Source organism: Paraburkholderia sp. Ac-20336 (genome assembly GCF_017105025.1).
Lineage (GTDB): Bacteria > Pseudomonadota > Gammaproteobacteria > Burkholderiales > Burkholderiaceae > Paraburkholderia.
In genome coordinates, this window is record NZ_JAAGPS010000082.1 from 20802 (window position 1) to 34731 (window position 13930).

General features: G+C 65.0%; 10 protein-coding genes. 3 read left to right on the forward strand and 7 right to left on the reverse strand.

Annotated features, from left to right (window positions below; all coding sequences use genetic code 11):
- Positions 1-776 precede the first annotated feature (776 nt).
- Both GXB81_RS21230 and GXB81_RS21235 read left to right on the forward strand, forming a co-directional pair.
- Entirely contained in the window at positions 777-3128 is a 2352-nt protein-coding gene (locus GXB81_RS21230) for a UvrD-helicase domain-containing protein (protein WP_167043194.1), read from the forward strand.
- On the forward strand, positions 3125-4009 hold the full coding sequence (locus GXB81_RS21235) for a 5'-methylthioadenosine/adenosylhomocysteine nucleosidase (protein WP_241016461.1): 885 nt from the start codon (positions 3125-3127) through the stop codon (positions 4007-4009). Before GXB81_RS21230 ends, GXB81_RS21235 begins: the two co-directional genes overlap by 4 nt.
- A gap of 284 nt (positions 4010-4293) precedes the next feature.
- On the opposite strand, the gene GXB81_RS21240 is transcribed toward GXB81_RS21235, so the two are convergent.
- Complete coding sequence (locus GXB81_RS21240) at positions 4294-6210, reverse strand: propionate--CoA ligase (protein ID WP_205990242.1); 1917 nt, start codon at positions 6208-6210, stop codon at positions 4294-4296.
- A 753-nt stretch (positions 6211-6963) separates the two neighbouring features.
- Here GXB81_RS21240 and GXB81_RS21245 point away from each other — a divergent pair.
- Positions 6964-7215 carry a hypothetical protein gene (locus tag GXB81_RS21245; RefSeq protein ID WP_167043200.1) on the forward strand — a complete coding sequence of 84 codons (252 nt, stop codon included), beginning with the start codon at positions 6964-6966 and terminating at the stop codon, positions 7213-7215.
- A 134-nt stretch (positions 7216-7349) separates the two neighbouring features.
- On the opposite strand, the gene GXB81_RS21250 is transcribed toward GXB81_RS21245, so the two are convergent.
- The 6 genes from GXB81_RS21250 to GXB81_RS21275 all read right to left on the reverse strand — a co-directional run.
- Positions 7350-7919 (reverse strand): lysozyme inhibitor LprI family protein, encoded by a 570-nt coding sequence (locus tag GXB81_RS21250; protein WP_205990243.1) that lies wholly within the window; start codon positions 7917-7919, stop codon positions 7350-7352.
- A 257-nt stretch (positions 7920-8176) separates the two neighbouring features.
- Positions 8177-9427, reverse strand: coding sequence for an MFS transporter (locus GXB81_RS21255; protein WP_167043204.1), 1251 nt, complete (start codon positions 9425-9427; stop codon positions 8177-8179).
- 364 nt (positions 9428-9791) lie between these two features.
- A complete protein-coding gene (locus GXB81_RS21260; RefSeq protein ID WP_167043206.1) occupies positions 9792-10667 on the reverse strand; it encodes an HlyD family secretion protein in 876 nt (291 codons plus the stop codon).
- A 13-nt stretch (positions 10668-10680) separates the two neighbouring features.
- Positions 10681-10881, reverse strand: a complete 201-nt coding sequence (locus GXB81_RS21265; protein WP_167043208.1) for a DUF1656 domain-containing protein — start codon at positions 10879-10881, stop codon at positions 10681-10683.
- A complete protein-coding gene (locus GXB81_RS21270) occupies positions 10871-13090 on the reverse strand; it encodes an FUSC family protein (RefSeq protein ID WP_167043210.1) in 2220 nt (739 codons plus the stop codon). Before GXB81_RS21270 ends, GXB81_RS21265 begins: the two co-directional genes overlap by 11 nt.
- An 8-nt stretch (positions 13091-13098) precedes the next feature.
- A partial coding sequence (locus tag GXB81_RS21275; protein WP_205990244.1) for a TolC family protein occupies positions 13099-13930 on the reverse strand: 832 nt, incomplete at its 5' end.

Below are 13930 nucleotides of genomic sequence, written 5' to 3' on the forward strand. Positions count from 1 at the left end.
TGTTCTGGGTTTGTTGGCGCCTGCGCGGCGCGGGCGTTTTTTTCGTTTTTCTGGCTTTGTTGGCCTTTCCTTGTTTTCTTGTCGGTCTATTGGCGTTGCCCCTGTGCGGGGCGGCACCTACTTTCTTTGCGGCTGCAAAGAAAGTAGGCAAAGAAAGCAGCTTCACACCGCTAATTCTGAAGCGGGTCCCCTGGCTTGGAGGGGATCGTGGTGCATCTGGAATCTGTCTCCTCGCGCATTCCGCGTCAGTGACAAGGCCGTCATTCTTCCGGCGGCGCTACACGCGCCGAAGCCCGGCTCAAAAACCATCGGTTGTTTCGGCGTGTCGCCGAGGTGCAGCCGATGGCCCCCGTTGCGCGAACGAACCCGCGGGTTCTCCTGGCAGACCCGTCCGCGACGCACGCAGTGCGGAGTGGGAGCGGATGATGGCTTTGTCACCTGCATTGAATGTGCGAGGGCACCGATTCCAGATGCACCACTGCCCCCTCCGAGCCAGGGGGCCCGCTTAAGAATTAGCGGTGTGAAGCTGCTTTCTTTGCCTACTTTCTTTGCAGCCGCAAAGAAAGTAGGTGCCGCCCCGCACAGGGGCAACGCCAATAGACCGACAAGAAAACAAGGAAAGGCCAACAAATCCAGAACAACAACAAAAAAACCGCCCGCGCCGCGCAAGCGCCAACAAACCCAGAACAACGACACCCCCCAATCCAGACCAACAAAAAAATCCCGCCCCGCACAGGGGCCTATAATGTCATTCGCCCTGCCGTCCGCCAGAGAAAATGCCCGATCTCCTCGCCAATCTGAACCCCGAACAACACGCCGCCGTCACGCTCCCCAATGAGCCCGCACTGATCCTCGCAGGTGCCGGCAGCGGCAAAACCCGCGTCCTGATCACCCGCATCGCGTGGCTCATCCAGCACGGCCTCGCGTCTCCCGCGACCGTGCTCGCCGTCACCTTCACGAACAAGGCCGCCCGCGAAATGATGGCGCGCCTCTCGGCGCTCCTGCCCATCGACACGCGCGGCATGTGGATCGGCACCTTCCACGGTCTCTGCAACCGCATGCTGCGCGCGCATCACCGCGACGCGGGCCTGCCCGCCACGTTCCAGATTCTCGATACCGCCGACCAGCTTTCCGCGATCAAGCGCCTCATGAAGGGCCTCAACATCGACGACGAAAAGTACCCGGCGAAAAATCTCCAGTACTTCATCAACAACGCGAAAGAGCAGGGGCTGCGGCCGAAAGACGTCGACGCCACCGACAACTTCAATCGCAAGTTCGTCGAACTCTACGAAGCCTACGACCAGCAGTGCCAGCGCGAAGGCGTGGTCGATTTCCCCGAGCTGCTGCTGCGCTGCCACGAACTGCTCGCGCACAATCCGCCGCTGCGCGCGCATTACCAGGCGCGCTTCCGGCACATCCTCGTCGACGAGTTCCAGGACACCAACAAGCTGCAATACGCGTGGCTCAAGCTGCTCGCGGGTCAGCACAACGCGATCTTCGCGGTCGGCGACGACGACCAGTCGATCTACGCATTCCGCGGCGCGAACGTCGGCAACATGCGCGACTTCGAGCATGAGTTCAACGTGCGCAATCTGATCAAGCTCGAACAGAACTACCGCTCGCACGGCCATATTCTCGATGCCGCGAATCAGCTCATCGCCAACAACTCGCGGCGCCTCGGCAAGAATCTGCGTACCGACGCGGGGCACGGCGAGCCGGTGCGCGTCTACGAATCGGCAACCGATTCGCAGGAAGCGGGCTGGATCGTCGAGGAAATCAAGGCGCTCATCAGCACCGGCACCTCGCGCAGCGAAATCGCCGTGCTCTATCGCAGCAACGCGCAGTCGCGCACGATCGAGCACACGCTCGTGAATGCGGGCATCGCCTATCGCGTGTATGGCGGCCTGCGCTTTTTCGAGCGCCAGGAAGTCAAGCACGCGCTCGCCTATCTGCGTCTGATCGACAACCCGAACGACGACACCGCGTTCGCGCGCGTCGTCAATTTCCCGACGCGCGGCATCGGCGCGCGCTCGCTCGAACAGCTCGCGGACGCGGCGCGCCTGTACAACTGCTCGATGGCCGCGGCAATTCCGTACGTCGCGGGCAAAGCCGGTTCGAGCCTCGCCGCGTTCGCGAACCTGATCGGCAGGATGCGCGCGGAAACGCAGCAGATGAGCCTGCCCGAAACCGTCGAGTACGTGGTCCGCACGAGCGGTCTCGCGGAGTTCTACCAGAACGAGCGCGAAGGCCAGGACCGGCTCGAAAACTTGCAGGAACTCGTCAACGCGGCGGCCGCGTTCGTCAGCGAAGAGGGCTACGGGCTCGATACGCCCGCGCGCTCGATTCCGCTGCGCCCCGGTGCGAGCGCCGCGCCCGAACTGGCGGTCGCAACCGACGATCCGAACACGGTCGTGCTCGATGCGCCCGATCTCGCCGAGCCCGCGCAAAACCCCGACACGATGACGCCGCTCGCCGGTTTTCTGTCGCACGCGTCGCTCGAAGCGGGCGACAACCAGGCGCAGGCCGGCCAGGAAGCCGTGCAGCTGATGACGGTACACGCGGCCAAGGGGCTCGAATTCACCGCGGTGTTCATCACCGGTCTCGAAGAAGGGCTGTTCCCGCACGAGAACAGCGCGATGGAAACGGACGGCCTCGAAGAAGAACGGCGCCTCATGTACGTGGCGATCACGCGCGCGAAGGAGCGGCTCTATCTGTCGTTCGCGCAAAGCCGCATGCTGCACGGCCAGACGCGCTACAACATCCGCTCGCGCTTTTTCGACGAACTGCCGCAGGACACGCTCAAGTGGCTCACGCCGAAGGTCGAGGCGGGTTCGCGCTGGGGCGGCCGCTCGGACAACGCCGGCTATGGACGCGACTGGTTCGCGCGGCCTGGCTACACGGGCCCCGCCTCGACGACCCCGGCCACGCTGCCCGCTTTCGCGAACGAGCAGCGCGCGGCGGAAACGGGCTTCCGCGTCGGTCAGCAGGTGTTCCACACGAAGTTCGGCGAAGGCACGATCACCGCGCTCGAAGGCGGCGGCACCGATGCGAAGGCGCAGGTCAAGTTCAAGCGGCACGGCGAGAAGTGGCTGGCGCTCGCGGTGGCTAAATTGCAGGCGGTCGAATGAGCGCACCCACGACGACTATCCCGGGCGCGGCTCCCGAGGCCAATCTCAATGCTGTTCCGAATGCAGGCGCTAATGTAGTCACCAGCGCCGATGCGCGGCGTCCGCTCGGCGTGCTGGCCGCGCTGCCGCAGGAACTCGGCGATCTGATCGAAGCGATGCGCGCCGAATCCGGCGTGCGCACGGTCACGCACGGCCAGCGCGATTATCACGTCGGCACCGTGCGTGGCACGCCGTGCGTCGTCACGCTCGCGCGCGTCGGCAAGGTCGCGGCGGCGGCTACTGTCAGCGCGCTGATCCATGCGTTCGATGTCGAAGCGATCGTGTTCACCGGGGTGGCCGGCGGCGTCGGCAGCGAGGTGCGGATCGGCGATATCGTCGTCGCCGATACGCTGCTGCAGCACGATATCGACGCGTCGCCGCTGTTCCCGCGCTTCGAGGTGCCGCTGCTCGGCGTGTCGCGTTTCGGCGTCGATGCGACGCTCGCCGACCGGCTCGCCGCCGCCTGCGAGCGCTTCGCCGCCGAGGAAGGCGCGGCTTGCGCGGCGCGCTTCGGCACGCGCGAGCCGCGCGTGCATCGCGGGTTGATCGTCAGCGGCGATCAGTTCGTCGCGAGCGCGGCGGCCGTCGCGGCATTGCGCGAAGCCTTGCCCAATGCGCTCGCGGTCGAGATGGAAGGCGCGGCGCTCGCGCAGGTCTGCTACGAGTACGGCGTGCCGTGTGCGGTCGTGCGCACCATTTCCGATACCGCCGACGATCATGCGCCGACGTCGTTCATGTCGTTCCTCACCGAGATCGCGGGCACGTATTCGAACGCGATTCTTGCGCGCTTTTTCGAAGCGCATGGCGAGGCGGGGGAGCGGGCAGGGACGGCGCGAGGGTAAGTAGCGAAGCCGCGCGCGAAGTTGGCCGGCTGACTTGCTGGTGACGCGGGTAAAGGCGCGCTACAGCGGCGGGTTGGCGATACGGCGGACGCGAATGCGGGACTCGCTGATTTTTTGCCGCGGGGCGCGCGTTGCTCGCGCTGACGTTGCGCGTCGGCGCTTCGATACTCGCGCCTTAGCCGTCGCCGCTGCTTGACTCCAGCGCTTCAAGTGCTGCCGCACCTCACGCCGGCCTCATGTCAGCTTCACGCCCGGCTCCCGCAGCAATTCAGCCTTGTCCGCTCTCATTCGAGCGCACCACCGAGCGCATCGCGCACCTGCTGTAGCGCGGCCGGGTCTTCGATCGTCGGCAGGTCGCCGGGCTCGCGGCCTTCCGCGAGCGCCGCGATTGCGCGGCGTAGCAGTTTGCCGGAGCGCGTCTTCGGCAGCATCGACACCATCACCACGCGCGTTGGCCGCGCGATCGTGCCGAGCTGGCGATCGACCGTCGCCAGCAGTTCGGCTTCGAGCCGCGCTCGCTCGCTCGGGTCGCGGCCGCCAGGATCGTTATCGGGGCGCGCGCCGCGCAGCACGACGAAGGCCATCGCGGTCTGCCCCTTGAGCGCATCCGTCACGCCGACCACCGCCACTTCCGCGACGGCCGCGTGGCTCGACAGCGCTTCCTCGATCTCGCGCGTGCCGAGCCGGTGGCCGGCGACGTTGATGACGTCGTCGGTGCGGCCGAGGATCGTCACGTAGCCGTCCGCATCCTGCACGCCCCAGTCGAACGTCGAATAGACCTGATGGTTCGGAATGCTCGACCAGTAGGTGCTGACGAAGCGGCAGTCGTCGCCCCACACCGTCGACATGCAGCCCGGCGGCAACGGATGGTCGAGCGTCAGCACGCCTTTTTCGCCGACTGCGCACGGCTCGCCCGTCAGTTCGTTGCGCAGCGTCAGGCTGAAGCCGGCCGACGGCACGCCAGGCGAGCCGAGCTTGGTCGGCAGCGCTTCGACGCCGCGCGGGATCGCGAGCATCGGCCAGCCGGTTTCGGTCTGCCAGTAGTTGTCGATGACGGGTTTGCCGAGCGCGCCGGAAATCCATGCGGCGGTCGGCTCGTCGAGCGGCTCGCCGGCGAGAAAGAGCGTGCGCAGGCTCGACAGATCGGCCGCCTTCAGCAGCGCCGGGTCCTGCTTCTTCAGCACGCGCAGCGCGGTCGGCGCGGTGAACATCAGGTTGATCCTGTGCCGCTCGACGAGCCGCCACCAGATGCCGCCGTCCGGGCGAATCGGCGTGCCGTCGTACATGACGGTGGTGAGACCCGCGATCAACGGCGCGTAGACGATATAGCTGTGGCCGACCACCCAGCCCACGTCGGAAGCGGTGAACATCGTGTCGCCGGGCTTGCCCTCGAAGATGTATTCCATCGAGGCCGCGAGCGCGACCGCATAGCCGCCGACGTCGCGCTGCACGCCTTTCGGCTTGCCGGTCGTGCCCGAGGTGTAGAGCACATAGGAAGGCTCGTTCGATTCGAGCCATTCGCACGGCACGTGGGCGTCGAAGAACTGCTCGCGCAGCGGCTCGTAGGCGACAAGGTAGGGCGCGTTCAGGCGTTCGGGCGCGAGTTGCCGGTCGATCAGCAGCACGTGCGGCGTCTTGTGCGCGGCGCGCGCGAGCGCTTCGTCGACGAGCGGTGTGTAGTCGATCACCTTGCCGCCGCGCGCGCCGGCGTCGGCGGTGACGATCAGGGCGGGTCTGGCGTCGTCGATGCGGGTGGCGAGGTTCGGCGCCGCAAAGCCGCCGAACACGACCGAGTGAATCGCGCCGAGGCGTGCGCACGCGAGCATCGCGAACAGCGCCTCGGGGATCATCGGCAGATAGATCAGCACGACGTCGCCGCGCTTGACGCCGAGCGAGCGCATGACCGCGGCCATGCGGTTGATTTCCGCGTACAGCTCGGCGTAGGTGTAGTGCCGCTCGATGCCGGTTTCCGTCGATACGTAGACGAGCGCGTTCTGCTGCGCGCGCTCGGCGAGATGCCGGTCGACCGCGTTGTGGCACAGATTCGTGCGGCCGCCGACGAACCAGCGCGCGAACGGCGGATTCGAGCGGTCGAGCACGCTGTCGAACGGCGTGTGCCAGTGGATGCGCTTCGCTTCGTCGCCCCAGAAAGCCTCGGGGTTCTCGATCGAGCGGCGGTGGAAATCGCGGTAGCGGGTCATCGGCGGCGATCCTCGTGCGGCGTGGTGGAGGGGGGCGGATGAAACAGTCGCGCAAATTCCGCGCCCGAGGGAGGCGCGGGTGTCCGCATCAGCATAGACAGGCATCGTGGGGTGGGTAATGCGGGTTGACCATGAGGGGCGGGCGCGGGCTGCGGGCGGGAGTGATGGGGTTTGCGGGGCGCGGGGCGGTTGTGTGGTGCAGCTCGCCGCCTGTCTGGTTCGGCTTGCTCCGGCTGAGCTGCAGAATCATCCGTCGCCCATATCTTATTCGGTCGTTGCCTGGTAATTTACGGGCCTTGCCGGTACAGGTGCTGTGAATCGAGCCGATTGTCTTAGGCAGTTTCTATTTCGGCTCGGTCATCTTTTTCATTTCAAATGAGAGGTTTGCATGTCTGATCGATGTGCCGCTGAGCACGGTATTCCGACTGGCCCTGTTTGCGCCAGATCGCAACTATCCCTTGACTTTAGCGGTCGCTTTCTGACTATGAATGGTCCCGTTTTTCGGACTTATGCGGCATCGTCGGGCAGCGTGGCTGACAGACGAAGTTTTGATTACTCGCCGGCTCGCCAGCGTGAGCACAATACGGGCCCTATTGTACGGACGGGGTGGTTTTTTTATTCACGGCGGCACACATGCAGGTAGCGCTGGGTGCATCAACCTGCACATCGAAAGGGAGGCATTTGCGAGGGATCTGAATGAGTGGGTCGCGTCGTCGCCGGACTGCTACATCCCGCTAACCGTCAGGTACTGACATGTCGAAAATCCCGGTTGCGCGTCTTCTGACGGGCGCTATTCTGTTTGCCTTCGTCGCTGCAGTTGTTGCGTTTAATCTCGTGAACCTGAACGAAGCATATGGCAGTGGCGAACCGTACTATTCGCGCACGACAAACATGGACAAGTGGAGCGATCCGCTTCCCGTTCTCGCTGTCGTTGATGGCGTCGCTGTTCTCGCGGTTGCGGCATGTTTTTTTCTGTGGAGACGTGCTTCGAGAACTATGCGTTGAACGTCGCGTCGGAAGGCTTGGTGCTTCATGCCAACAAGCAGGCGAAGTACTGGAGCGGGTAAGGCTGACGCCGGCAGGCAAGCCATCGCAGGAGCAGGTTAGGCGAAAACCCGCATGCCGCATTCGTTGTGCTCTTAGGGATTGAGAAATTTTTCTAGCTGTTTGATTCGGTCCTGAGTAGCTCCTTTCATGCAGTCCCAAAAGTAAATGTAGCGCGCGGATGCTTCGCCCATTGCATAGACATAGGCGTAACAGTAACTATCGCGATATTTTATCCAATTATCCTGTGCGCTGATGAAAGCAGGTTCGGCGAGAGGATCGCCGGATGCCCTCGATTCTTTATCGATTTCCTTTATTTCCTTCAGAACCTGCGAGTACCTCGAACTGAGCTCCGAGTTCAGATGTTCGAAGTCTCGCTGTTCGCATGCGGCGATATCGTCATTGGAAGCATGCTTGGCTGTCTGGCAGAAGTGGTCGATCTCTTTGGGTATATTCCCAGTGAAATGGATCGACGACGAAGGAAATTTTTCATAATCAAAGGGCACCGAATAAACGGTTTTCCCATAGGCGAATGAGCCAAAAGTCAGTAAGAAAATAACGTGTGATGAAATTAGCGTAGCCAAATAGCGGGTTCCCAAACCCCGAATTCTTTTGCTCGCGTGTATTTTTGTTTGTGCCGTCGCGTGGACAGTGATCGGGCTCATTCGCGACCTTCATGTAGTGTGCATTGCGTCTTGCGATCCTAAACGGGGACCACCTCTAACTCTCCTCGGCGTTAAAGCAAACTTGCCTCCAATACAGTCGGATAACTCTGAAATTTGCTCGCAGATCTTGCAAAGCGGATAAGCGCTTCGGGACCCATACCCTCAAGACATCACCCATCCCGACCGTTCCAAAAGAAAAAGGCGCCCCAAGGCGCCTTTCCCTCGCATGCAACCGCATGCAGCATCCACTCAAACCATCACGCTTTCGCGCGCTTCCCCTCGATATCCGGCAGCAGCACCGTCAGCACGCCGATCAGCGGCAGGAACGAGCAGACCTTGTAGACGAACGCGATGCTCGTCGCGTCGGCGAGCTGGCCGAGCACGGCTGCACCGACTCCGCCCAGGCCGAACGCGAAGCCGAAGAACAGCCCCGCGACCATGCCGACCTTGCCGGGAATCAGTTCCTGCGCGTAGACGAGGATCGCCGAGAACGCCGAGGCTAGCACCACGCCGATCACGACCGTCAGCACGCCGGTCCAGAACAGGTTCGCGTACGGCAGCAGCAGCGTGAACGGCGCGACGCCGAGGATCGACACCCAGATCACGTACTTGCGGCCGATCTTGTCGCCGATCGGCCCGCCGATCACCGTGCCCGCCGCGACCGCCGCGAGGAACACGAACAGATGGATCTGCGCGGCCTGCACCGACAGATGGAACCGGTCGATCAGATAGAACGTGAAGTAGCTGTTGATGCTCGCGAGGTAGAAGTATTTCGAGAACACGAGCAGCACCAGCACGCTCATCGCCATGACGATCTTGTTGCGCGGCAGCGTCGCGTGGGTCGCCTGGCCGCGCGCTTTCTTGACCGACGGATGACGCTTGTACCAGCGCCCGATCTGCGTGAGCACGACGATCGCGACGAGCGCCGCCGCCGAGAACCACGCAATGCTGCCCTGGCCGTGCGGATACACGATTAACGCGGCGAGCAGCGGTCCGAGCGACGAACCCGCGTTGCCGCCGACCTGGAACAGCGACTGCGCGAGCCCGTGGCGGCCGCCCGAGGCCATGCGCGCGACCCGCGACGATTCCGGATGGAACACCGACGAGCCGCAGCCGACCAGCGCGGCGGCGATGAGCAGCACGCCGAAGCTCGACGCGACCGACATCAGCAGCAGGCCGGCGAGCGTGAAGCCCATGCCGACCGGCAGCGAATACGGCTTCGGATGCTTGTCGGTATAGCTGCCGACGAGCGGCTGCAGCAGCGACGCCGTGATCTGGTAAGTCAGCGTGATGAGGCCGATCTGCCCGAACGACAGCGAGAAGTTCTCCTTGAACATCGGGTAGATCGCGAGAATCAACGACTGGATCATGTCGTTGAGCAGGTGCGAGAAGCTGATCGCGCCGAGCACGGAGTAAACCGTGCGCTGGACTTTGGCGACGGCCGGCGCAGCGGCAGAGGGGGAAGGGGGCGCGCCGGCGAGGGCGTTTTTATCGAGGCTCGTTTCCATACGCTAGATGAAGGAGATCAAGGCACACAGTGAAGGTGAGAAACCGGCGGCCGACGCGTGCGGGGCCTGGCGTGTGCTCTTCATGCCCCCTTCATGCTCCCTTTTGTCGTCTTCAGGGTTTTTTTGCGGTCTTTGTCGGTGTCTCACGCGAAATCCGCGGCGTGGGGCCGCGTCAACCAATGTTTGTAAGCATGGGTCGAAGTGTAATGTGGCTTGAGCGAATTGTGCGGACAAGTTTTGTCGCGAATCGGACGCACAAGCGAGGGCGGCAGGCGATTCGGGTTTCGATTCGCCTGCCGCCCTCGCTGCTTTCCGACGCTGCTTGATGTTCCCCTGCGCTCCCCGCCGCCCCGCGGCGGCCCGATCAACTCGCCTTGCGCGTCGCCGGCCGCACGATCACCGTGCAGGTCGTGCCCGCGGCCAGCATCACGTCGTCGGGCACGGAATCGATCTTCACGCGCACCGGCACGCGTTGCGCGAGGCGCACCCAGTTGAAGGTCGGGTTCACGTCGGCGAGCAGTTCATGGCTTTGCGGATTGTCGCGGTCGTAGATGCCGCGCGAGATGCTTTCCACGTGGCCTTGCAGCGTGCCGCCGCTCATCAGCTTCACTTCGGCCTTGTCGCCGATGCGCACGTGCGGCAGCTTGGTTTCCTCGAAGTAGCCGTAGACCCAGAACGAATGGCTGTCGACGATCGCGAGCTTGGCGGCGCCCGCGGTCGCGTAGTCGCCACGGAACACGCTGAGGTTCGTCACGTAGCCGTCGACCGGCGAGACGACGCGCGTGCGTTCGAGATTCAGCTTCGCGGCGTCGAGCGCGGCGAGCGCCTGCTGGTAGGCGGCCTCGGCGGCCGACGCCGTATGCGTCGCGTTTTCGCGGTTTTCCTTCGACACCACGAGCGCATCCATGTCGGCGCGCCGTTGCGCGTCGTCGCGCCTCATCTGCAATTCGGCCTTGCGTGCGGCAACCGCCGCCTGCGCCTGCTCGACGGCGATCTGGTAGTGCGACGGATCGATCTGCATCAGCAGGTCGCCCTTCTTCACGAGCTGGTTGTCCTTGACCGGCAGATCGACGATCGCGCCCGACACGTCGGGCGCGACGTTGACGATCTCGGCGCGCACGCGCCCGTCGCGGGTCCACGGTTCGTCCATGTAATGGACCCACAGCACGCGGCCAATCAGGATCGCGACGATAAAAATGACGGCTGTCGCGACGAAGCCCACAAGATTTCGGATGGTCATGATTCGACTCTGGTCAACGATAAACGGCGAGGCCGAGAAGGCCGCACACGGACACGAGCAAGCTGGCCCGGAACAGGGAGGGGTGCCACACCACGCGATAGAGGCCCGTATAGGCGAGCACGCGGTCGAGCACCCAGGTCAACGCGGAGCCCGCGATAAAAAGCAGCACGATGGCCGGCACGTAGGCATCGAGTACGGCGATATCACGTGGCATGAGGAGCTCCTTCTTCTGACGCGCCGCTCGCCCCATGCCGTGCGCCGATCGCCGAGGCGAGCGGCGACTGCGGATCGAGCAGCGCGGTACGGATGAAATGCAGTTGACTGAGAATGCGCAGCAATTGGTGGCGTTCTTCGCGCGTCGGCGTGAAGCGGCTCATCATCTGCTGCACTTCGGCGATCGCGTCGGCGGTCGCAGCGAGCGCGCGCTCGAAGCGGTCTTCGCGCGGCCGCTCGAAGAGCTCGTTCAAGGCCTCGAGCAGGCCGCGCAGCGCGACGCGCCACGGCGTCGAGCGGTCATGGCGCGGCTCGGCCGGCAGCGCCGCCACTTCGCCGCGCAGATCGATCACCGCGTTGCCGACTTCGAGCACCGAGAACAGCCAGCGCAGCGTGTCGCGCTTCGTTTCAGGCTCGTTCGGCGAGAGCGCGTTGATCTGGCACATCAGATCGCGCGCGCCGCTCTCGAAGCGCGAACGCACGTGGCGCATGCCCGCACTGCCGGCGAGCACGACCTGGCGGCGCAGATCGACGAGCAGGCGATTGCGCAGCCACGGCGTCGACGGCGGCAGCAGCACCGCGAACGCAACCGACGACACGAGCATCGACAGCACGAGCGCGAGCGCGTCGTTCATGAACGCGCTCGGGTCGTAGTGCATGACGTTGTCCGGGCCGGCGAGAAAGCAGAAGAAGATGCAGTAGCCCACGCCGTAGCCCGCGAGCGCCGGGCGCGTGGTCATGAACACGCCGAGCAGCAGGAACGGTGTGAGCGCGGCGCACAGCAGCGCGAAGCCGTCGATGTGCGGATACACGCCGAATACCACGATCATGCCCATCAGCGTCGCGAGCACGGTGCCGCCGGCCATCTGGAACGCTGAGCGCTTCGGGTCCGGCGTCGATGCCACGAGCGCGCTGGTGGTCGCCGCGTTCAGCGTCAGCGTCGCACCGCTCGGCCACGCGGTCGCGATCCAGAACGCGCCGACCACGACCATCACGATTGCGGCACGCAGACCGGCGACGCCCGCCGCGATCGCGTTGGTCTTCGGCTCGTAGCGCTCGATCCAGCGTTCGCGCTCGTGCGTGTCGACCACCAGCGAGGCGTAGGTGGCCGCGTAGGCGTGCAGATCGTCGATGAAGCGGTAGAGCAGTTCGGCGGCGGTGTCGAAGTCGAGCAGCGGCGCGTCGGGCTGCGTTTCCAGTTCGCCGCGCGTCGCGCGCACGCGCTTCGGCAGTTCGGCCTTGTAGGTCTCGAGCTGGGCCGCGGCGTGCGCGGCATCGGTCGCGGTGAGCACCGGCTCGCCCGACTTCGCGAGCAGCGGCGCGATCTCCCTGAAGTACGGCTCGAGCGCCGCGATCGCGATCGCGGCGCCCGGCGTGCCGCTCGCGTGCAGACGGTTCATCAGCTGATGCAGCGCGTGAAAGCGCGTCGAGGCGGTCATGAACTCGCTGTTCAGACGCGCGAGCCGGCCGCCGCGCATGCGCGAGTAGTGCCCCTCGAATACGGCGATGCTGCGCGCCGCCTCGAAGCCGACGATATCGGCGACGAAGCGCGCATTGGTCGCCTCGATCTGCGCGCGGTCGTTGCGCCCGGCGAGCGACGCCGACACGTAGTCGACGAAGGCCGAGAAACGCGCGCGCACGGTGCTGCGCATCTGCAGGCCGGCGAACTGCGGGAACACGAGGCCGCTGACCGCGCCCGCGCAGACGATGCCGACCACGACTTCGACGACCCGCGTGAGCGCGCTGAGGAACGCGCCGTCCGGGTGCTGCGAGGCGGGAATGCCGATCAGCGAGGCCGTGTAGCCGGCCAGCACGAAGCCGTACGAGCGGAAGTTGCGGTTGCGCGCGGCGCCCGCGGTGCAGATGCCGATCCAGATCGCCGTCGAGAGGATGAACAGTTCGGGCTGCTGCGCGAACAGGCCGATCAGCGCGAGCATCACGACGAGACCGACGAGCGTGCCGCAGATCCGGTAGAAGCTCTTCGCGAACACCGCGCCGCTTTGCGGCTGCATCACGATGAACACGGTGGTCATTGCGGTGCGCGGCTGCGGCAGGTCGAGTTTCATCGCGATGCCGAGCGCGAGAAAGCACGCGGCGAGCGCCTTGAACATGTAGATCCACGTGAGGCCGTCGGTGCGCGCCCAGTCGGCGGCCGCCGCGTACCACGTGGCGAGCGAGGCCGGGCGGGCGGTGGTGGGAGAGGTGGACATGGCCTTTCTCACTCGGGCGCGGGCGCGTGGGCCGCGCGCGTGGTGACGGCGGCGGGAGCATGGGTGGCGCTGCGGCTGGCTGCGTGGTTTGCCGCAGCCGTTGGTTGGGCTGCTGGTGTCGTTGCCTGTGCCGCCGCTTGCGTTACTGCTTGCGTCGCTGCCTGCGCATCCGTCCCGGCGTCGGTGCTCTTTGCGGCGTCGCTCTTGCCTTTACCCTTGCCGTGCGCCGGCAGTGTCTCGCTGTCCTGCGGACCATCGGCCGGCTCGTCGAGTCCTCCGCCGAGCGCGGTCATCAGCGACGCATGCGCGCCGAGGCGCTCGGCCTCGATCGTCGCGACGCCTTCCTGTGCGCGCAGCAACTGGCTTTGCGCGACCAGCACGTTCAGATAATCGGTCAGGCCGCGCCGGTAGCCCTCGCGCGACAGCTCGTAGTTCTTGCGGGCCGCGGCGACCGAGCGGTCGGCATCGTCGGCCTGGGTCGCGAGCGAACGCATGCGGATCACCTGGTCGGAGATGTCCTTCAGCGCGCCCACGATCGACTGGTTGTAGCGCTCGACCGCTTCGTCGTAGCCCGCCGAGGCCGCGCCGAGCTGCGAGCGCAGCCGGCCGCCGTCGAAGATCGGCAGCGACAGCGCCGGCCCCACGCTCCAGCTATGCGACGGATTCTTCAGGAACTGGAACAGCGGCCCCATGGCCGCGTAGCCGCCGATCGACGCAAGCAGGTCGATGTCCGGATAGAAATCGGCCTTGGCGACGTCGATGCCGCGCGCCTGCGCGGCGACGGTCCAGCGCGCCGCGACGACGTCGGGCCGGTGGCCGATCAGGTCGGCGGGCAGCGCG

Excerpts from the sequence above, each read along its gene's own strand:
- GXB81_RS21250 (WP_205990243.1), bottom strand. The coding sequence starts at position 7,919 with ATGAGCCCGATCACTGTCCACGCGACGGCACAAACAAAAATACACGCG.
- GXB81_RS21230 (WP_167043194.1), top strand. The coding sequence starts at position 777 with ATGCCCGATCTCCTCGCCAATCTGAACCCCGAACAACACGCCGCCGTC.
- GXB81_RS21260 (WP_167043206.1), bottom strand. The coding sequence starts at position 10,667 with ATGACCATCCGAAATCTTGTGGGCTTCGTCGCGACAGCCGTCATTTTT.
- GXB81_RS21235 (WP_241016461.1), top strand. The coding sequence starts at position 3,125 with ATGAGCGCACCCACGACGACTATCCCGGGCGCGGCTCCCGAGGCCAAT.
- GXB81_RS21255 (WP_167043204.1), bottom strand. The coding sequence starts at position 9,427 with ATGGAAACGAGCCTCGATAAAAACGCCCTCGCCGGCGCGCCCCCTTCC.
- GXB81_RS21270 (WP_167043210.1), bottom strand. The coding sequence starts at position 13,090 with ATGTCCACCTCTCCCACCACCGCCCGCCCGGCCTCGCTCGCCACGTGG.
- GXB81_RS21240 (WP_205990242.1), bottom strand. The coding sequence starts at position 6,210 with ATGACCCGCTACCGCGATTTCCACCGCCGCTCGATCGAGAACCCCGAG.
- GXB81_RS21265 (WP_167043208.1), bottom strand. The coding sequence starts at position 10,881 with ATGCCACGTGATATCGCCGTACTCGATGCCTACGTGCCGGCCATCGTG.
- GXB81_RS21245 (WP_167043200.1), top strand. The coding sequence starts at position 6,964 with ATGTCGAAAATCCCGGTTGCGCGTCTTCTGACGGGCGCTATTCTGTTT.